The sequence below is a fragment of the Phenylobacterium sp. genome (assembly GCF_004799515.1).
Classification (GTDB): Bacteria; Pseudomonadota; Alphaproteobacteria; order Caulobacterales; family Caulobacteraceae; genus Phenylobacterium.
On record NZ_SSMX01000036.1, the window covers coordinates 57,736 to 77,649 of the forward strand.

Annotated in this window: 18 protein-coding genes and 1 tRNA gene; 17 read left to right on the top strand and 2 right to left on the bottom strand. The window is 68.1% G+C overall.

Features of this window, described 5'->3' with window-relative positions; genetic code table 11:
- Positions 1-36: 36 nt before the first annotated feature.
- The 6 genes from E8A49_RS15605 (at position 37) to E8A49_RS15630 (ending at position 9,778) form a co-directional block, all read left to right on the top strand.
- Positions 37-1,470: an oligopeptide:H+ symporter gene (locus tag E8A49_RS15605; RefSeq protein ID WP_293383288.1), complete on the top strand. Its 1,434-nt coding sequence runs from the start codon at positions 37-39 to the stop codon at positions 1,468-1,470.
- A 10-nt stretch (positions 1,471-1,480) separates the two neighbouring features.
- Positions 1,481-2,392, top strand: coding sequence for an aldo/keto reductase (locus tag E8A49_RS15610; RefSeq protein WP_293383291.1), 912 nt, complete (start codon positions 1,481-1,483; stop codon positions 2,390-2,392).
- A gap of 82 nt (positions 2,393-2,474) precedes the next feature.
- Positions 2,475-4,400 carry an NAD(P)/FAD-dependent oxidoreductase gene (locus E8A49_RS15615; protein ID WP_293383294.1) on the top strand — a complete coding sequence of 642 codons (1,926 nt, stop codon included), beginning with the start codon at positions 2,475-2,477 and terminating at the stop codon, positions 4,398-4,400.
- Positions 4,401-4,413: 13 nt separating this feature from the next.
- Positions 4,414-5,148, top strand: coding sequence for a dienelactone hydrolase family protein (locus E8A49_RS15620; protein ID WP_293383297.1), 735 nt, complete (start codon positions 4,414-4,416; stop codon positions 5,146-5,148).
- Between the two features lie 226 nt (positions 5,149-5,374).
- On the top strand, positions 5,375-8,149 hold the full coding sequence (locus E8A49_RS15625) for a TonB-dependent receptor (RefSeq protein ID WP_293383300.1): 2,775 nt from the start codon (positions 5,375-5,377) through the stop codon (positions 8,147-8,149).
- A 180-nt stretch (positions 8,150-8,329) separates the two neighbouring features.
- Positions 8,330-9,778: a tetratricopeptide repeat-containing sulfotransferase family protein gene (locus E8A49_RS15630; RefSeq protein WP_293383303.1), complete on the top strand. Its 1,449-nt coding sequence runs from the start codon at positions 8,330-8,332 to the stop codon at positions 9,776-9,778.
- Here E8A49_RS15630 and E8A49_RS15635 read toward each other — a convergent pair.
- Complete coding sequence (locus E8A49_RS15635; protein WP_293383306.1) at positions 9,775-10,560, bottom strand: hypothetical protein; 786 nt, start codon at positions 10,558-10,560, stop codon at positions 9,775-9,777. The two genes, E8A49_RS15630 and E8A49_RS15635, sit on opposite strands and share 4 nt — an antisense overlap.
- 163 nt (positions 10,561-10,723) lie before the next feature.
- Positions 10,724-10,800: transfer RNA gene (locus E8A49_RS15640), tRNA-Asp, on the bottom strand.
- A gap of 217 nt (positions 10,801-11,017) precedes the next feature.
- Here E8A49_RS15640 and E8A49_RS15645 point away from each other — a divergent pair.
- Genes E8A49_RS15645 through nuoI form a run of 11 tightly spaced genes read left to right on the top strand, consistent with a single transcriptional unit; the run spans position 11,018 to position 19,884 of the window.
- Positions 11,018-11,395, top strand: coding sequence for an NADH-quinone oxidoreductase subunit A (locus E8A49_RS15645; RefSeq protein WP_293383309.1), 378 nt, complete (start codon positions 11,018-11,020; stop codon positions 11,393-11,395).
- On the top strand, positions 11,365-11,946 hold the full coding sequence (locus tag E8A49_RS15650; RefSeq protein WP_293383312.1) for an NADH-quinone oxidoreductase subunit B family protein: 582 nt from the start codon (positions 11,365-11,367) through the stop codon (positions 11,944-11,946). Before E8A49_RS15645 ends, E8A49_RS15650 begins: the two co-directional genes overlap by 31 nt.
- Positions 11,943-12,608, top strand: coding sequence for an NADH-quinone oxidoreductase subunit C (locus E8A49_RS15655; protein WP_293383315.1), 666 nt, complete (start codon positions 11,943-11,945; stop codon positions 12,606-12,608). Before E8A49_RS15650 ends, E8A49_RS15655 begins: the two co-directional genes overlap by 4 nt.
- Complete coding sequence (locus E8A49_RS15660; RefSeq protein WP_293383318.1) at positions 12,605-13,843, top strand: NADH-quinone oxidoreductase subunit D; 1,239 nt, start codon at positions 12,605-12,607, stop codon at positions 13,841-13,843. The genes E8A49_RS15655 and E8A49_RS15660 overlap by 4 nt, the downstream gene beginning before the upstream one ends.
- Positions 13,840-14,520, top strand: coding sequence for an NADH-quinone oxidoreductase subunit NuoE (gene nuoE, locus E8A49_RS15665; protein ID WP_293383321.1), 681 nt, complete (start codon positions 13,840-13,842; stop codon positions 14,518-14,520). The genes E8A49_RS15660 and nuoE overlap by 4 nt, the downstream gene beginning before the upstream one ends.
- Positions 14,517-14,729, top strand: coding sequence for a hypothetical protein (locus E8A49_RS15670; RefSeq protein WP_293383324.1), 213 nt, complete (start codon positions 14,517-14,519; stop codon positions 14,727-14,729). Before nuoE ends, E8A49_RS15670 begins: the two co-directional genes overlap by 4 nt.
- 2 nt (positions 14,730-14,731) lie before the next feature.
- Positions 14,732-16,045, top strand: a complete 1,314-nt coding sequence (gene nuoF, locus E8A49_RS15675; RefSeq protein WP_293383327.1) for an NADH-quinone oxidoreductase subunit NuoF — start codon at positions 14,732-14,734, stop codon at positions 16,043-16,045.
- A gap of 5 nt (positions 16,046-16,050) precedes the next feature.
- Positions 16,051-18,096: an NADH-quinone oxidoreductase subunit NuoG gene (gene nuoG, locus E8A49_RS15680; protein WP_293383330.1), complete on the top strand. Its 2,046-nt coding sequence runs from the start codon at positions 16,051-16,053 to the stop codon at positions 18,094-18,096.
- A 2-nt stretch (positions 18,097-18,098) separates the two neighbouring features.
- The gene (nuoH, locus tag E8A49_RS15685) at positions 18,099-19,190 is read left to right on the top strand and encodes an NADH-quinone oxidoreductase subunit NuoH (protein WP_293383333.1); all 1,092 of its coding nucleotides are present in this window, start codon (positions 18,099-18,101) and stop codon (positions 19,188-19,190) included.
- Positions 19,187-19,393, top strand: coding sequence for a hypothetical protein (locus E8A49_RS15690; RefSeq protein ID WP_293383336.1), 207 nt, complete (start codon positions 19,187-19,189; stop codon positions 19,391-19,393). The genes nuoH and E8A49_RS15690 overlap by 4 nt, the downstream gene beginning before the upstream one ends.
- Positions 19,393-19,884: an NADH-quinone oxidoreductase subunit NuoI gene (gene nuoI, locus E8A49_RS15695; protein WP_293383339.1), complete on the top strand. Its 492-nt coding sequence runs from the start codon at positions 19,393-19,395 to the stop codon at positions 19,882-19,884. The genes E8A49_RS15690 and nuoI overlap by 1 nt, the downstream gene beginning before the upstream one ends.
- The last annotated feature ends 30 nt before the right edge of the window (positions 19,885-19,914 follow it).

Below are 19,914 nucleotides of genomic sequence, written 5' to 3' on the forward strand. Positions count from 1 at the left end.
TTCGTGCCTAACTCGCGGACGCCTCGCGGAGATTCTATGTCGACGGTTCCTCAGGTAACGGACGATCGCTGGTTCTTCGGCCATCCGAAGGGCCTTGCCTACCTGGCTTTCACCGAGGCCTGGGAGCGCTTCTCCTACTACGGCATGCTGGCGCTGCTGACGCTCTACATGACCAAGCAGCTCCTGCTGCCGGGGCATATGGAGCACATCGCCGGGATCGAGGTGGCGCGCGCCTTCTTCGATCGCGTGTATGGCGGCGGCCGCACGCTCACGGTCGTGGCCCTCGCCTCGTCGATCTGGGCCTTCTATTCGAGCACCGTCTACCTGACCCCGCTGCTGGGCGGCCTGCTCGCCGACCGGGTGCTGGGCCGCACGCGCACTGTGGTCCTGGGCGCATGCCTGATGGCGCTCGGCCATTTCCTGATGGCCTTCGAGGTGAGCTTCCTGCTGGCTCTGGCCTGCCTCGTGCTGGGCGCGGGCTGCCTGAAGGGCAATCTGGCGGCGCAGGTCGGCGGCCTCTACGGCCCCACGGACAAACGCCGCGCCGACGCCTTCCAGATCTATCTGATCGCCATCAACATCGGCGTGATCTTCGGCCCGATGGTCACCGGCGCGCTCGGCCAGGGCATCGCGTGGCATTACGGCTTCGGTGTCGCCGGGATCGGCATGCTGCTGTCCCTGGTCATCTACCTGAGCGGGCGGCGACGGTTGCCGCCCGATCCGCCGGTGGGCGCGAAGGCTCGCGCCGCCGGAGCGCGCGTCGCGATCACGCCGCGCGAATGGCGGGTCGTGCTCTTGCTGGTCGCGCTGTTGCCGGTGTTGGCCCTTTCCGTGGTCGCCAACAACCAGATCCAGAACGTCTACCCGCTGTGGGCGGACAGCAACGCCGACCTCCATGTCTTCGGCCTGTCCATACTGTCCAGCCAGCTCCTGTCGGTGGATTCCTTCGTCTCTGTGGTGACCATGGCGCTGATGGTCTGGTTCTGGCGGGTCTGGGCGAAGCGCCTGCCGGAGCCCGACGAACTCGGCAAGATCGCCATCGGCTGCGCCTTTTCCGCGGCCGGCGCGGCCTGCCTGGCGCTAGGCCAGAGCCTGGCGGAGGCGGGCGGGCACAAGGTGGCGTTCAGCTGGCTGCTGCTGTTCCACCTGCTGAACGACATCGGATTCGCCAACGTCTTCCCGGTGGGGCTCGCCCTCTATTCGCGGGCGGCGCCGCGGTCGATGACCGGCTTCATCGTGGCGGTTTACTACCTGCACATGTGGCTGGGGAACAACCTGGTCGGCATCCTGGGCGGGCGGTTGGACAAGATGGACGGTGTCGCCTTCTGGATGATGCACGCGACCATTGTGGGCGCGGCCTGCGTCGGCTTCATCGTGGTCAAGCTGCTGTTCGGCCGCTGGCTGCGCGGGGAGCCCGCGTTCCCCGACATCATCACCATCGCCGCCGCCGACGCCGGCGAGACGCCTTAAGGCGCCGCCCGTGCGCCTGCGCCCGCTCGGCCGCACGGGCTTCACCGTCTCCGAGATCGGCTTCGGGGCGGCGAGCTGGTGGGGCAAGCCCCGGTTCCCTGAGCGGTCGGCGCTGGCCCTGGTGCATGCCGCGCTTGACGGCGGCGTCACCGTCTTCGACACCGGCGCCAGCTATTCCGCTGGCCAAGCCGAGCCCCGGCTGGGCCGGGCGCTGAGGGGCCGCGACACGTCCAACCTGCTGGTGGCCACCAAGGCCGGCACCTTCGCCGAAGGCCGGCGGATCGGCCGCGATTTCACGCCCGCCGCCATCGTCGCCAGCGCAGAGCGCAGTCTTGCGAACCTGGGCCTGGAGGCGCTGCCGCTGCTGCAGCTGCACGGTCCGGCGATCGCCGAGCTCACCGATGAGTTGCTGGCGGCGTTGGAGGGCCTGAAGGCGAGGGGGCTGGTCCGGGCCCTGGGGGTCAACAGCTTCGATCCGGCGGTGATCGGATACGCCCTCGGCCTGCCCACGATCGACGTGGTGATGGTCGACTACAACGTCCTGCGGCCCGAGCGCGAGCCGCTGATCGCCCGGGCCGCGGCGGCGGCCAAGGGCGTGCTGGCCGGCATGCCGCTGGCCATGGGGCACACCGGCGGGCAGGTGACCCGGCTGCGCGGGCCGCAGGACCTCTGGTACGCCGCGCGCGGCCTGCTGCGGCACCGGCGCGAGGTGACGTCCGGCGCGCGCTTCGGCTTCCTGAACCGGCTGCCGGGGATGACCGGCGCTCAGGCGGCCTTGGCCTATGTGCTCGCCAACCGCGACGTCGCCTGCGCGGTGATGGGCACCACCCGGATGGGACACCTGACGGAGAACCTCGCCGCCTCGGAGCTCAGCCTGCCTGTGGAGACCCTGGCCCAGATCCGCGCCGCCCAGGCGCGCTGAAGCGGGGCCGGCCTTTCCGGATGACAGCCGCCCGCGGCCGGAGTCATGGTGCTGATCAACGATAACCTGGCGGGAAACGACCATGTCCGATGACCTGAGCGCGCTCGACCGGGGCCTGGAGACCGCCCACCTGCCGGCCCTGCTGGCGGCCTTGGTCCATCTCACGGGCGACGCGGGCTGGCTGAAGCCGGAGTGGACGCCGGTCTATCAGCCCCTGTCGCGCGGCGACACGGGCCTGCCGCTGGAGACGCAGGACGACATCCGCCGCCAGGCCAAGGCCGCCATCCAGGCCTATCTGGCCGGCGCGCCAATCCAGGCGCCGACCCCCGACGCGCCGACCCTGCGCAAGATGATGGACTTCGTGGCCGGCGCGCCGATCCCGGAGACCTATGCCGACTTCCTGCTGGACGAGCTCGCCATCTCCGGCCGCTCCAGCAAGGACCCGCAATTCGAGCAGCCGCGCCTTAAGGACGCCGCGCGCAAGCTGAACGTCCTCGTCATCGGCGCCGGCATGTCGGGGCTTCTGGCCGGCATCCGGTTGTCGCAGGCCGGCGTCGGCTTCGAGATCGTGGAGTCCAACCCCGACGTGGGCGGGACCTGGCTGGTGAACACCTATCCGGGTTGCCGGGTGGACAACTCCAACCACATGTACAGCTACTCCTTCGAGCCGAACCACGATTGGCCGCAGCACTTCTCGCCACAGCCGGAGCTGCTGAAGTACTTCCGCGGGATCGCCGCGAAGTATGAGCTCAGGAAGCACATCCGGTTCGAGACGACGGTCGAGAGCCTGACCTGGGACGAGGGGCGGGCGGTCTGGCGGGCGCAACTGCGCGGCCAGGACGGCCGCGCCGAGACCCTGGAGGCCAACGCCGTCATCACCGCCGTGGGCCAGCTCAACAAGCCGCGTATCCCGGCGATCGATGGCGCCGACAGCTTCGAGGGCCCGGCCTTCCACTCCGCCCAGTGGCGCCACGACGCGGAGCTCTCCGGCAAGCGCGTGGCGGTGATCGGCACCGGCGCCTCGGCGTATCAGTTCGTGCCGGAGATCGCGCCGAAGACCGAGCGCCTGACCGTCTTCCAACGCACCCCGCCCTGGGGCCTGCCCGTGCCGCACTACCACGAGGATGTGCCGCCCGGCATGCCGTGGCTGCTGGAGCACGTGCCGTTCTACGACAAGTGGTACCGCTTCTGGTTGTTCTGGATGACCACCGAGGGCTTCCTGCCGATGGTCAAGGCCGACGAGGGCTGGAACGGCCCGTCCACGGCCGTTGGGGCGATGAACCTGGGCTTGCGCGAAATGGCCGCCGCGGCGCTGGCGGCGCAGGTGGAGGATCGCCCCGACCTGCTGCCTCATGTGGTGCCGACCTATCCCGTAGGCGGCAAAAGGGCGGTGCTGGACAACGGCGTCTGGCTGGGCGCCCTGAAGCGGCCCAACGTCGACCTAGTGACCGAGCCTGTCGCCCGCATCGCGCCCAAGGGCGTGGTCACCGCCGACGGGGTCGAACATCCCGCCGACGTCCTGATCTACGGCACCGGCTTCACCGCCTCGAACTTCCTGTCCGGACTGAAGGTCACCGGACGCGGCGGCCGAGAGCTGCACGACGTCTGGGCAGGCGACGCGCGGGCCTATCTGGGCATGACGGTCCCGGGTTTCCCGAACTTCTTCATGATTTACGGGCCCAACACCAACATCGTGGTGAACGGCTCGATCATCTTCTTCTCGGAATGCTCGGTCCGCTACATCGTGGGCTGCCTGAAGCTGCTGGCCGAGACGGGCGCGCGGGCGGTCGAGGTGAAGCGCGGCGTGCACGATGACTTCAACGTCCGGGTCGACGCGGCCAACAAGGGCTGGGCCTGGGGCTCGGAGGGCGTGTCGAGCTGGTACAAGAACCAGTTCGGCCGGGTGAGCCAAAACTGGCCCTTCGGCCTGATCGACTATTGGCGCGCGACGCTCGCGCCTGACCCGGACGACTTCGTGCTGACCCGCCAGCCCGAATCCGTCGCCTGACCGGAGCCGCTCCATGAAGACCGAGGACATCGAGTACCATGCCGACGGCGCGCGCCTGGTCGGGACCCTGTTCGCCGGCGACGAGGGCGCCAGCCGGCGGCCCGGCGTGCTGGTGGCGCCCGAGGGCGGCGGCCTGGTCGACCTGACCAAGACCATCGCGCGCCGCCTGGCCGAGGCCGGCTATGTGGCCTTCGCCATGGACTACTACGGCGATGGAAAGCCGCTCACCGACCGCAATGCGATCATGCCGAAGATCGAGGCCTTCATGGCCGAGCCCTCGGCGATCCGCGCCCGGGCCGCCGAGGCCCTGGCGGTGCTGGCGCGCCAGCCGCAATGCGACCCCAGCCGTCTGGCCGCCATCGGCTACTGCTTCGGCGGCACGACCGTGCTGGAGCTAGCGCGCAGCGGCGCGGACCTGAAGGCGGTCGTGGGCTTCCACTCCGGCCTCGCCACGGCCCGGCCGCAGGACGCGGCGCAGATCAAGGCCAAGGTCCTGACTTGCATCGGCGCGCTCGATCCGATCATTCCGGCCGAGCAGCGCCTGGCCTTCGAGCGCGAGATGACCGAGGGCGGCGTCGACTGGCAAATGAACCTTTACGGCGGCGCGGGCCACAGCTTCACCAACCCGAATTCCGGTGCGCTGGGCATGCCGGGCTTCGGCTACCACGCCGAGACGGACCGCCGATCCTGGGCCGCCATGCTCGACCTGTTCGACGAGTCTCTGGGGTCCGTGTCCGTCCCAAAGTGACGTCCAGCCGTCACAAAATGGCGGACCTGCGATGTGAAACGCCGCCCGTGGCGCTCGGGCTGGGGCCTTTGTGACACGGGGACGACAAGAAAGGTTTCCACTGAGAAACACCGTTCTTGCCAAGCCTCAGCTTAGGCGCCTACCTTCCCTTTAGGCGCCATTGCCTACTGTTCCATCAGGACTTGGCCTCAGAGCTGAGCCGGAACGCCAAAGGGAGGATACTGGAGTGAGCGATCGTAGATATCTCTACGGCGGCACAGCTATGGCTGTGGCGCTGAGCTTGGCCGCATTTCAGGCCCAGGCGGCGGACGCCGCAGCGGCTCCGCCGGCGAGCGGAACGGCCAGCGCGGACGCCGGAAGCACCATTTCGGAACTGATCGTCACCGCCGAGAAGCGGGAGCAGCGGCTGCAGGACGTGCCGGTGGCCATCACCGCCTTCAGCGCCGAGCAACGCTCACTGCTGGGGATCCAGTCCGTCCAGGACCTGACGAATTTCACGCCGGGCCTGCACTACAGCTCGATCGACAACCGGCCCTATCTGCGCGGCGTTGGCCGTAACACCGACAACCTGGCCGTCGCCTCCGCCGTGGCCACCTACTACAACGGCATCTACGACGGGGCGAACGCCAACACGATCCTGCAGCACTCCGACCTGTTCATCGACACCATCGAGGTTGACCGCGGGCCGCAGAACACCCTGCACGGCGCCAACTCCGACGGCGGCACCATCGACTACATCTCCAAGAAGCCCACCAAGGACTTCTATGCGGAAGGCCGCGTCGGGGTGGAGAACTTCGGCAAGGTGTTCGGCGAGGCGGTCGTCTCGGGCCCGATCAACGACTGGCTGCGCTTCCGCCTAGGCGGCAACTACACGACCGAGTCCGGCGGCTATTCGACCAACCTGGCCACTGGCCAGCATGTCGGCGGCGACGTCGCCCAGGCCGGCAGCGGCCAGTCGCAGTACCTGGAGGGGCAGCTCGACGCCAACCTCGGCGATCACATCGACGCCTGGGCCATGGTCTCCAGCGGCCAGTTCTACACGAACTACCTCCTGCCGACGGCGATCCAGGGCAACATCCCGATCAGCTATGTGGCCAACGGCGGGTTCACGCCGAACAGCTTCTATGGTCTTTGCGGCATCCCCACCGTCGCGGCGGGTAACGCGGGCTGCGCCGGCGGCCAGACGGTCGTTGGCCTGCAGCCGCGCGGCACGGTGACGGGCGCGAACTTCCCCGGCCTCGATCCGTCCAACCAGAATCCGCGGACGTACCTGCAGTCAGGTGACTCCACGAACAAGCTGAAGTCCGACATCGCGGTCGCCACCAACGTCACCTATCACGCCGACAACTTCGACCTGACCTATCTCGGCGGGTACCAGAAGTTCGACTACGTGCTGAACTTCGTGGGGCCGGCGGATGCGGGGCTGTCGTCCTACCAGCTGGCCGGGCCGACGACCACGGCGGGCGCCGGGCTCTGCCTGTTCGACGCCTCCGGCGCTGGCCAGAACCCGGCGAATTGCTTCTCGCCGCTGTCGATCAACCCTGGACCGAGCCTCACGAACTTCGTCGAGAAGGACGAGTTCTTCAGCCACGAGATCGACATCACCTCGAAGGGCAACGGCGCGTTCCAGTGGATCGGCGGCCTCTACTGGTATCATGAGAACTACGAGCAGCCGGTGTCGGCCGGCGTGCAGCCCAACCAGACCCAGTTGGCCAATCCGTTCTACCTGAACTTCGTGACCGGCGCGCTCACGCCGGCGCCCGCCAACCCGGAGAGCGCGGTGTCGACCTCCGACACCTTCCTGAAGTACGATTCCTACGCGGCCTTCTATCAGGGGACCTACAAGTTCAACGACGAATGGAAGGCCACTGGCGGCATCCGGTACACGGATGACGAGAAGAGCGGCCACCAGATCTGGCGGTTCGAGGAGTTCGGCATCACGCCCGGCTTCGAGCCGTCGGGCTTCGGCGCCAACACGCCGGCTCTGGACTTCACCTCCGTCGCCGTCGGGGCGACCACGACCACGAAATACGATGGCGCCGGGCTCGCCGTTCTCAACCCGGCCACCGGCTTCTATAGCCGCCAGTTGAAGAAGACCTGGGGCGCCTGGACCGGGGACTTCGATCTCGACTGGACGCCGGACCACGACACCCTGGTCTATGGCCGCTATGCCCGCGGCTACAAGGCCGGCGGTTTCAGCACCTTCACGATCGCGCCCAACCCGGAGACCAAGTCCGAGTTCGTCGATTCCTTCGAGATCGGCGCCAAGAAGACGTTCAACCGCACCATTCAGGCGAACGTCGCGATCTTCTACGAGGACTACCAGAACGACCAGATCCCGCTGTCGGTGCAGAACGCCCAGGGCCTGATCGCCTCCCAGCTGTTCAACCTGAACGATGTGCACATCAGCGGCATCGAGCTGGAAGGCACCTGGCATCCGATCGACCCGCTGACGATCAACCTGCAGTACTCGCACCTGGACGCGACGGTGGAGAATCCCGGCGGCTGCTTCGAGGACGTCGTCGATCCGCTGGGCGCCCAGCCCGGGGCGAACACGTCCGGCTGTATCGCCGCCAACAACAACGGCGGCGTCTTCACGCCCGCGACCCAGAACCTGAAGGGCAACCAGCTGCCGGAAGCGCCGCCGAACAAGATCTCGGTGGATGGCCTCTATACCTGGGAGTTCGATCCCGGGAAGCTGACCCTGTCGGCGACCTACATCTGGAAGGACTCGACCTACGGCAGCGTGTTCAACAGGCCCTACGCGCTGGCGCCGTCCTATGGCGAAGCCGACTTCCGGCTGACCTGGAACGACATCAAGAACCGCTACACGGTGATCGCCTTCGTCAACAACGCCTTCGACACGACGGCCTACGATCGCCAGTACGGCAGCTTGCTGAACACCATCACCGGGCTGGGCCAGGCCGAGACCATCGGCGAGAACATCGGCCTCGCGCCGCCTCGCACCTACGGCATCCAGTTCCAATACCGCTTCCAGTAACCCAGGCGGGGGCGTGTCCGGTCACGGACGCGTCCCTCGCGGGCTGGCGATGCGGGAGAGCGCTCGGTAGCATGACCGCGTGACCTTCCGGACCGCCCGCCCATGAAGTCCTCCCCACGGCCGGGTTTGCGGCGAGCGCGGCGGGTAACGTCGCTGGAGCCCGCGGATCCGGCCGCTTTTTTGCGCGCCCTCGACGAGGCCGCCGCCCACTTCCGGGCCGGCCGGCTGGAGGCCGCGGCCCAGGTCTACCGCCGGCTCGAGCGCCAGGCGCCGGGCGACGTCCGGGCGGCCTATTCCCTCTCGGTCATCGACATCCGCCAGGGTCGGCCCGCCCGCGCCCGCGAGCGGCTCGAGGCCGTCGTGGCCCTCGCGCCGGACCTGGCGGAGGCGCAGCACAATCTCGGCGCGGTCTGTCAGGCGCTCGGCGACTGGGCGGGCGCAGCGGAGGCCTATGGCCAGGCCGCGGACCTGCGGCCACAGGCGGGCGAGAGCCGGGTCGGCCTGGCCATGGCTCTAGCCGCTCTGGGGCGTCCCGGCGAGGCCATCGGACAGAACCGGATCCTGGCGCAGGACCCGGCGCAGCGCTGGCCGGCGCTGACCCGCATCGCCTTGATCGACGCCGGCGCGATCACCGATGAGGATGTGGCCGCCATGGGCTCGGCGGCGGAGGAGGGCGGCGCGGCGTCGGGTGAATTTAGGGGCGAGGCCCGCATCGGCCTCTGCTTCGCACTCGGCGAGGCGCTGGACCACCGCGGGCGCGACGCCGAGGCCTTTGCCGCCTGGGACGTCGGCAACCGGCTGAAGCGGGCGAGCCTCGATGTGGCCGCCGCCGCCGCCGCCAATGCCGCGGCCGCCCGCTACGTGACGGCGGCCGTGACCCCGCAGGTCCTGGCTGCGCGAGCGGGGCAGGGCGACAAGACCGCCGCGCCGATCTTCGTCATCGGCCTGCCGCGCACCGGCTCGACCCTGATCGAGCAGATCCTGGCCAGCCATCCACAGGTCCAGGGCCTGGGCGAGACCGGCGTCCTGCCGAGGCTGGCGGAGCGCGGCTATCCCGACACCGCCGCCGGCTTCCGGACGCTGGCCAAGGCCTACCTCGACGCCATGCGCCAGCATGGCTGGGACGGCCGGTCGCGGTTCGTCGACAAGACCCTGGAGAACTACCTGCACGCCGGCCTGATCGCCGCCCTGTTCCCGAACGCGCTCATCCTCAACGCCGTGCGCGATCCCATGGACACCGGCTTCGCCTGCTGGCGCCAGCTGTTCGCCAGCGGCAACGAGACCCTCTACGATCTGGCCGACATCGGCGCGGAGTACGTCCGCTACCGGGGTCTGATGGACCATTGGCGCGCTCTGATGGGCGGGCGCGTCGCCGAGGTCTCCTACGAGGCCCTGGTCGCCGAGCCGGAGCCGCAGATCCGCCGGCTGGTCACGGAGGTCGCCGGCCTGAGCTGGGATCCCGCGGTGCTGCGCTTCCACGAGCGCGGCGCCGCCGTCCAGACCGCCAGCGCCAGCCAGGTGCGCCGGCCGATCCACGGCGGATCGGTCGGGCATTGGCGCCGGCACGCCGAACGCCTGCGGCCCCTGGCCGATGCGCTCGGGCCCTACGGTCCGGCGGTCGGCGGCTAGACGTCGGACTTGGTGCTCTTCGCCTCTTCCAGGGCGTGATCCAGCATGTCGGAGTTGACCACGTCCTGCGGCCCCCAGATCGGGTAGGTGATGCCGTGGATGCCGACGAACTTGTGGCGGTGATGCACGTCGCAGAGCACCCACAGGTTGTCGTAGGCGTGGTCGACCCACTGGTGGATCTGGTCGTCGGTCATGTCGGCGCCGTAAGCCGCGTCGAACTCGCCATATTCCGGGTGGTCGAGGCGGCGGCCCTGCGCGTGCCGCGCCAGGCCCGGGCGCATGCGGGCGTTGAACTTGGCCGCGTCGATGCCGTTGGCCAGCGCCCATTCGATGGAATGGTGATGGGTCTCCATCTGCACCGCGCCGAACGGGTTCTGCGCCGTGTTCGCCAAGGTCGAATGCTTGACCCCGCAGACCAGGCATGGCTGGTCGTCCACCACGGTCATCAGATGATGCACCTTGGCGTAGGCGGGTGACTCGGTGCGTTTGTCGTGCGGCGGGTAGTAGGCCTGCTCGTCGAGCATGCGTTCCACGACGTGATAGTGGCTCGTGGAATCGTCGTCCTTCGAAGGCTGCGCCGGCAGGCCGGCCGCGGTGCGGGCGTCGGTCATCGCCCTGATACGTTTTGGCGCCTGGGCATGCAGGGTCTGGGCCTGCTCGGACGTGGCGCGCTCCTGGCGCAGCTGATCCTGGACGTAGCTGTTGTACGCGCCGCGGCGGGCGGCGACCGTTACGCGGTGATGTCCCGACGGGTGGGCGTTGGCGGTGGTTGCATCATCCATCTGCGCCTCCTGGCGTTCGTGCGAAGCCGAACGCTACCGCCGTTGCGCGACAGAAATTGAACACTCAAGGTTGTATGATGCGTCACCACCCGTAAAAGGTCGGCGCCCGGACATGAGGGTCCATCGTCGCGGTCAGGCGCTTGAGGCGGGATCGGGGTGAAGATGGCGCGAATGACGGGACTTGAACCCGCGACCTCCGGCGTGACAGGCCGGCGCTCTAACCAACTGAGCTACATCCGCACTTGGTCGCGAAAAACGCGAGGGGCGTCTGATAGGTCCGAGGGGGAATCGTGTCAACGGAAGAAGCGGTCGCAGGCCATCTGACAGGCATTTCCTGTGAGCTGGACGCCCGCGGTTCGTGAGCTTTCCGCGTTGCAACAAGGCCCTGTTTGAAACCGCCCGAGGTGTGGTCTAGAACGGCCCGCGACTCCCGCCCACGGGACTCCCAAAGGCTGCCATGAACGCGTTCCTCCTCCAGTACCTGCCCATCGTGATCTTCCTCGGGATCGCGGCGGCGCTGGGGATCATCTTCATCGTCTTCGCCGGCACGCTCGCGCCCAAGGCGCCCGATCCGGAGAAGCTCTCCAGCTACGAGTGCGGCTTCAACGCCTTCGACGACGCGCGGATGAAGTTCGACGTGCGCTTCTACCTGGTCTCGATCCTGTTCATCATCTTCGACCTGGAAGTGGCCTTCCTGTTCCCCTGGGCCGTGGCGCTGATGAAGCTGCCGGCCACGGTGGGCCACTTCGCCTTCTGGTCGATGATGAGCTTCCTGGGCGTGCTGACGGTGGGCTTCATCTACGAGTGGAAGAAGGGAGCCCTGGAATGGGAGTGATCGTTCCAGCCGGCGAGGGCGGCCGCACCACCGTAGAGGGCTACAACCCCAAGGCCCACGATCCCTTCTTCGACGGCGTCTCCCAGCAGCTCGCCGACAAGGGGTTCATCACCGCCGGCGTCGACGACCTGATCACCTGGGCGCGCACCGGCTCGCTGATGTGGATGACCTTCGGCCTGGCGTGCTGCGCGGTCGAGATGATGCAGGCCTCGATGCCGCGCTACGACCTGGAGCGCTACGGCTTCGCCCCGCGCGGCTCGCCGCGGCAGAGCGACGTGATGATCGTCGCCGGCACCCTGGTGAACAAGATGGCTCCGGCGCTGCGCAAGGTCTACGACCAGATGCCCGAGCCGCGCTACGTGATCTCCATGGGCTCCTGCGCCAACGGCGGCGGCTACTACTACTTCAGCTATTCGACGGTGCGCGGCTGCGACCGGATCGTGCCGGTGGACGTCTATGTGCCCGGCTGCCCGCCCACCGCCGAGGCGCTGGTCTACGGCGTGCTGCAGCTGCAGAAGAAGATCCGCCGCACCGGGACGATCATGCGATGAGCTGGCCACAACCGCTCCCGATGCTGGAGAAGCTCGGCCAGGAGATCGTCGCGAACGCCGCCGGCGCGATCACCGGCTATGAGGTGATGTACGGCGAGGTCAACCTGACCGCCCAGCCGAACCGGATCGTCGAGGCGCTGACCAACCTACGCGACCATCCGGACTTCCGGTTCTCGATCCTGATCGACATCTGCGGCGCCGACTATCCGGAGCGCGAGCGGCGCTTCGACGTGGTCTACCACCTGCTTTCGATGACCAGGAACCTGCGCTGCCGGGTGAAGATCCAGGCCGACGAGGACACCGCCGTCGCTTCGGTCACCAGCGTCTACCCGAGCGCCGACTGGTACGAGCGCGAGACCTTCGACATGTACGGGGTCTTCTTCGAGGGCCACCCGGACCTGCGCCGCATCCTCACCGACTACGGCTTCCACGGCCATCCGCTGCGCAAGGACTTCCCGATGACCGGCTACGTCGAGGTCCGCTACGACGACGAGCTGAAGCGGGTGGTCTATGAGCCGGTGAAGTCGGTCGAATGGCGCAATTGGGACTTCCTCAGCCCCTGGGAAGGCGCCGAGCCCGGCTATGCGCCGCTGGTCCCAGGCGACGAGAAGGCCATCCCGGCGGCCGGCCCGCCGTCCGCCGCCGCAGGGAGCAAGCCATGACCGGCGCCGCCTCTCCCGCCGAGGACACCGACTTCTTCGCCCCCGAAGTCCAGGGTGAGACCAAGGTCCGCAAGTTCAACATCAACTTCGGCCCGCAGCACCCGGCCGCGCACGGCGTGCTGCGCATGGTGCTGGAGCTGGACGGCGAGGTGGTCGAGCGCGTCGACCCGCACATCGGCCTCCTGCACCGCGGCACCGAGAAGCTGATGGAGGCCAGGCCCTATCAGCAGACGATCCCCTATTTCGACCGCCTCGACTACGTCTGCCCGATGAACCAGGAGCACGCCTATGTGCTGGCCCTGGAGCGGCTGATGGGCGTGGAGGTGCCGATCCGCGGCCAGCTGATCCGGGTGCTCTACGACGAGATCGGCCGCATCCTGAACCACATCCTCAACGTCACCACCCAGGCCATGGATGTCGGCGCGCTTACGCCTCCGCTGTGGGGCTTCGAAGAGCGCGAGAAGCTGATGGGGTTCTACGAGCGGGCCTCCGGCGCGCGGATGCACGCCAACTACTATCGCGTCGGCGGCGTGCGGCAGGATCTGCCGCCGGAATTGGTCGAGGACATCGCCTACTGGTGCACCAAGGTGCCGCGGGTGTTCGACGACATTGAAAAGCTGATCACCGGCAACCGCATCTTCAAGCAGCGCAACGTCGACATCGGCAAGGTGACCAAGGAGGAGGCCCAGGCCTGGGGCTTCTCCGGGGTCATGGTGCGCGGCTCCGGCATCGCCTGGGACCTGCGCCGCAGCCAGCCTTACGCCTGCTATGACGACATGGAGTTCGACGTGCCGCTGGGCGTGCACGGCGACTGCTACGACCGCTACCTGTGCCGCATGGAAGAGATGCGCCAGTCGGTGAAGATCATGGCCCAGTGCTGCGAGCGGCTGATGAAGACGCCGGGCCCGGCGATCAATACGGACAACAAGATCGCCGCGCCGAAGCGGGGCGAGATGAAGCGGTCGATGGAATCCCTGATCCACCACTTCAAGCTGTTCACCGAGGGTTATCGGACGCCGCCGGGCGAAGTCTATGCCGCCGTCGAGGCGCCCAAGGGCGAATTCGGGGTCTATCTGGTCTCCGACGGGACGAACCGCCCGTACCGCTGCAAGATCCGCGCGCCGAGCTTCGCCTTCCTGCAGGCGATGGACTGGATGAGCCGTGGCCACATGCTGGCCGACGTGTCCGCCATCCTGGGATCGCTGGATATCGTGTTCGGGGAGATCGACCGTTGAGCGTCCGCCGCCTGGCCCAGGTCCAGCCCGCCAGCTTCGCCTTTTCGCCGGCGACGCTGAAGCGCGCGCGCGAGCTGATGACCCACTTCCCGGCCGGCCGCCAGCAGTCGGCGGTGATCCAGATCCTGTGGCTGGTGCAGAAGCAGGAGGGCTGGGTCTCCGAACCCGCCATCCGCGCGGTGGCCGAGCTACTCGGCATGCCGGTGATCCGGGTGCTGGAGATCGCCACCTTCTACACGATGTTCATGCTGGAGCCGGTGGGCGAGGTGGCCCTGGTGCAGGTCTGCGGCACCACGCCCTGCCAGACCCGCGGCTCGGAAGACCTGCTGGCCGTCTGCCAGCGCAAGTTCGGCCCCTCCAACCACCGGAGCGCCGACGGCAAGTTCTACTGGCAGGAAGTGGAATGCATGGGCGCCTGCGCCAACGCGCCGATGGCCGCCATCAACGACTATTACTACGAGGACCTGACGGCGGAGAGCTTCGAGAAGATCCTCGACGACTTCGCGGCGGGCAAGAAGCCGAAGCCGGGGTCGGCGATCAAGCGGCAGGGCGCGGCGCCGGACGGCGGGCCACTGACGCTGACCGATCCCAAGCTCTACGACGGCTCGCTGGCCAAGAAGATCAAGATCCCCAACCTGCCCGGCAAGCCGCCGAAGGCCGCAAAGGCCAGCGCATGAGCCTGGATCTCGTCAGCCTGAAGCGGCGCCGCAACCTGATGATGGCCCTCAGCGGGACCTTCCTGCTGGCGGCCCTGGCGAGCTTCGTCATCTATTTTGAATTCGGTCAGGGCTGGGCGCGGTTCACCGCCGCCGCCGCCCTGGTCGTCTGCTGCGGCGCGCAGGTCTGGTTCATCGCCAGCGTGCGCCATCTGGCCAAGGGGGAATAGGCGTGGTTGGCATCCTGGCCGACAAGGACCGCATCTTCCTCAACATCTATGGCGTCCATGACTGGGGCCTGGAGGGAGCGAAGGCGCGCGGCTGCTGGAACGGCACGGGCGACATCGTGGCCCAGACGCCGGAGTGGATCTGCGACCAGATGAAGGCCTCGGGCCTGCGCGGCCGCGGCGGGGCGGGCTTCGCCACGGGTCTGAAGTGGACCTTCATGCCCAAGCAGGAGAGCGAGCGGCCGCACTACCTGCTGGTCAACGCCGACGAGAGCGAGCCGGGCGCCTGCAAGGACCGCGAGATCCTGCGCAACGACCCGCACCTCTTGATCGAGGGCTGCCTGATCGCCTGCAAGGCCATGCGCGCCCACACCGCCTACATCTACGTGCGCGGCGAATACGTCCACGAACGCGAGCGGCTGCTGGCGGCCATCAAGCAGGCCTACGACGCCAAGCTGATCGGCGTGGGCAACATCCACGGCTGGGACTGCGACGTGCGCGTGACGCACGGCGGCGGGGCCTACATCTGCGGCGACGAGACCGCGCTGATGGAGAGCTTCGAGGGCAAGAAGGGCCAGCCACGGCTGAAGCCGCCGTTCCCGGCCGGCGCCGGCATCTACGGCTGCCCGACCACGGTCAACAACGTCGAGACCATCGCCGTCGTCGGCGCCATCCTGCGCCGCGGCGCGGCCTGGTTCGCGGGCTTCGGCACCGAGAAGTCCACCGGCACCAAGCTGTTCGCGGGCTCCGGCCACCTGAACAAGCCCTGCGTGGTCGAGGATGCGGTGGGCATCTCGGTGAAGCAGCTGATCGAGGACCACTTCGGCGGCGTGCGGGGCGGCTGGTCCAACTTGAAGGCGGTGATCCCCGGCGGCATCTCGGTGCGGATGATCCCGGCCGACCAGTGCGACGAAGCCATCATGACCTACGAGGACCTGCAGGCCCGCGGCTCCGGCCTCGGCACCGGCACCATGATCGTCTTCGACAAGGACGCGGACCTCGTGAAGGCGATCGCCCGGGCGGCCTATTTCTACAAGCACGAGAGCTGCGGCCAGTGCACGCCCTGCCGCGAAGGCACCGGCTGGATGTGGCGGGTGATGGAGCGGATGGTCACCGGCGAGGCCGAGATGGCCGAGATCGACCTCTTGCTCGACGTCGCCAGCCAGGTCGAGGGCCACACCATCTGCGGCCTCGGCGACGCGGCGGCCTGGCCGATCCAGGGCCTCTTCCGCCACTTCCGCCACGAGGTGGAGGACCGCATCAACACCTATCGCGCGCGCAAAGGCTCCTACGCCGGCGCGTCCATCGCGGCGGAGTAGGGCGCATGCCGATTTGCAAGGTCGACGGCGTCGAGACCGAGTTCGAGCCCGGGATGAACGTCCTGCAGGTCGCCGAACTGGCCGGCAAGGAGATCCCGCGCTTCTGCTACCACGAACGCCTCTCCATCGCCGGCAACTGCCGCATGTGCCTGGTCGAGGTGAAACCCGGGCCGCCGAAGCCGCAGGCCTCCTGCGCGCTGCCGGCCGCCGAGAACATGGAGATCTTCACCGACACGCCGATGGTGAAGAAGGCCCGTCACGGGGTGATGGAGTTCCTGCTCATCAACCACCCTCTGGACTGCCCGATCTGCGACCAGGGCGGCGAGTGCGACCTGCAGGACCAGGCCATGGGCTATGGCCGCGACGACAGCCGCTACGCCGACAACAAGCGGGCCGTCGAAGAGAAGTTCATGGGTCCGCTGATCAAGACGGTGATGACCCGGTGCATCCAGTGCACGCGCTGCGTCCGCTTCATCACCGAAGTGGCCGGCGTGCCGGAGATCGGTCTGATCTCTCGCGGCGAAGACGTTGAAATCACGACCTATCTCGACAAGGCCGTGACCTCGGAGCTGTCGGCCAACATCATCGACCTGTGCCCGGTGGGCGCGCTGACCTCCAAGCCCTACGCCTTCAACGCCCGGCCCTGGGAACTGAAGAAGACCGAGAGCGTCGACGTGATGGACGCACTCGGCTCGGCGATCCGGGTGGATGCGCGCGGCGCCGCGGTGCTGCGGGTGCTGCCCCGGGTCAACGAGGACATCAACGAGGAGTGGATCTCCGACAAGACCCGCTACGCCGTCGACGGTCTGGCCCGCCAGCGCCTGGACCGGCCGTTCATCCGCGAGGGCGGCAAGCTGCGCGCGGCGACCTGGAGCGAGGCGCTCGATACGGTGGCCGCGAAGCTGAAGGCCACCCCGCCGGACCGCGTCGGCGTCATCGCCGGCGACCTGCAGGACGCGGAATCCATGAAGGCCGCGCTCGACCTGTTCCGGTCGCTCGGCGTGCCGTCGACCGACTGCCGGCAGGACGGCATGCAGTTGGGCGCGGGCCCGCGCCAGAGCTGGCTGTTCAACTCGACCATCGCCGGGATCGAGCACGCCGACGTGGTGCTGGTGGTCGGCGCGAACCTGCGCCTGGAAGCCCCGGTGCTGAACGCGCGGCTGCGCAAGCGCTGGCTGGCCGGCGCGCTGAAGGTGGGCGTGATCGGCGAGCAGACCGACCTGACCTACCCCTATGAATACCTGGGCGCCGGGCCGCAGACGCTCGCCGGCCTCGGCAAGGCGCGCAACGACTTCGTCCACGCCCTCCGCGGCGCGAAGTCGGCCGCGATCATCGTGGGCGCGGGCGCGCTCACCCGGCCCGACAGCGACGCGGTGCTCAAGGCGGCGGGGGCGGTGGCCAAGACCTTCGGCATGAGCTGGAACGTGCTGCACAGCGCCGCGTCCCGCGTCGGCGGCCTCGACCTCGGCTTCATCCCCGGCGCGGGCGGCAAGACCGCCGGCGAACTCGTGGCCAAGGGCGGGGCGGATGTGCTCTTCCTGCTGGGCGCCGACGAGATCGACACCTCGGCCTCGAAGGCCTTCACCGTCTACCTGGGCACGCACGGCGACCGCGGGGCGCACAAGGCCGACGTGATCCTGCCGGGCGCGGCCTATACCGAGAAGGACGCCCTCTACGTCAACACCGAGGGCCGGGTGCAGCGCGGCTTCCGCGCCGTCTTCCCGAAGGGCGAGGCCAAGGAGGATTGGTCGATCCTGCGGGCGCTGTCCGAGCGCCTGGGCGCCAAGCTGCCCTACGACAACCTGGACCAGCTGCGCGCCAAGCTGTTCGCCGACCACCCGAGCTTCGGCCGCATCGACCACGTGGACGGCCCTGAAGCCGCTGCCGGCCTCGATCTCGCGGCGCTCGGCGGGAAGGGCGAGCTCTCCGACGCGCCGTTCGCCAGCCCGGTGGCCAACTTCTACCTCACCAACCCCGTCGCGCGCGCCAGCGTGACCATGGCCGAATGCGCCGCTCAGGCGGCTGGCGCGGCCAAGATCGCGGCGGAGTAGCCATGCCCGTTCACGCCGCCATCTCGTCCGACAATCCGGTGATCTGGACGCTGCTGACCGTGGGCCAGATCCTGCTGGTGACGGTCGTGCTGCTGCTCACCGTGGCCTTCCTGATCTACGCCGACCGCAAGATCTTCGCCGGCGTCCAGATGCGCAAAGGCCCCAATGTGGTGGGCCCGTTCGGCCTGCTGCAGTCCTTCGCCGACCTGGGCAAGTTCCTGATCAAGGAGCTGGTGGTCCCGGCGGGCGCCGACAAGTTCGTCTTCCTGCTGGCGCCCCTGATCAGCGTGACCCTGGCGCTCGGCTCCTGGGCGGCGATCCCGCTCGCGCCGGGCTGGGTGATCTCCAACATCAACGTCGGGATACTCTACCTGTTCGCCGTCTCGTCCATGGGCGTCTACGGCATCATCATGGGCGGCTGGGCGTCGAACTCGAAGTATCCCTTCCTGGGCGCCCTGCGCTCGGCGGCGCAGATGGTGAGCTACGAGGTCTCCATCGGCTTCGTGATCATCACGGTCATCCTGTTGTCCGGCACCCTCAACCTGACCCGCATCACCGAGATGCAAGGGGGCGGCTTCTGGAACTGGAACATCCTGGGCGGGGCGGGCCTGCACAACCTGCCGCTGGCCCTGGTGATGATCCCGATGTGCGTGATCTTCTTCATCTCTGGCCTGGCCGAGACCAACCGGCCGCCCTTCGACCTGCCGGAGGCCGAGAGCGAGCTCGTGGCGGGCTATGCCATCGAATACGGCTCGACGCCCTACATGCTGTTCTATCTGGCCGAAACCTCGAACATCATCCTGATGAGCGGCCTCCTGGCCGTGCTGTTCCTGGGCGGCTGGCAATCGCCGTTCCCGATGCCGGCCTTCACGGCGACCTGGCCGGGCACGGTGCTCAGCCTGATCGGCCTCTTCTGGCTGGCGGTGAAGACCTTCTTCGTCTTCTTCATGAACGCCATGGTCCGCTCCGTCGTGCCGCGCTACCGCTACGACCAGCTGATGCGGCTGGGCTGGAAGGTGTTCCTGCCGACCTCGCTGGTGGCCGTGGCCGTGGTGGCCGGCTGGCGGGTCTATTTCCCGACGGTGGCGGGATGAGGCGCGTCCTGCCCCTCCTGGCCGTCGCCCTGGCGCTCGGCCTGGCCGCCTGCGAGCAGACCGGCAACAACGTCTCGGGCACGGCCGACTACGATTCGCTGAAGCGCGCGCAGGAGGCCTGCACCGCCCAGGGCGGCAAGCTCGTCCTCAAGGACGGGGGCGATGCTCAGTACATGCAAGACTACACCTGCAAGGGGACCTGATGTTCAACCGGATCGGCCAGGCGATGAAGGGCGCGGCGTTGATGGACTTCGCCGGCGCCATCGGCCTTGGCCTCAAGTACATGTCCCGGCCCAAGGCCACCGTCATGTACCCCCACGAGCGCAACCCGCAGAGCCCGCGCTTCCGCGGGGAGCACGCGCTGCGCCGCTATCCCAACGGCGAGGAGCGCTGCATCGCGTGCAAGCTGTGCGAGGCGATCTGCCCCGCCCAGGCGATCACCATCGAGGCCGAACCGCGCGACGACGGCAGCCGGCGCACCACCCGTTACGACATCGACATGGTGAAGTGCATCTACTGCGGCCTGTGCCAGGAGGCCTGCCCGGTGGACGCCATCGTCGAGGGGCCGAACATCGAATTCGCGGTCGAGACGCGCGAGGAACTCTACTACGACAAGCAGAAGCTGCTGGATAACGGCGACCGCTGGGAACGCGAGATCGCGAAGAATCTGGAACTGGACGCGCCCTATCGCTAAGACCCCCGCGGGGTCTTTCCGAAGAGCGAA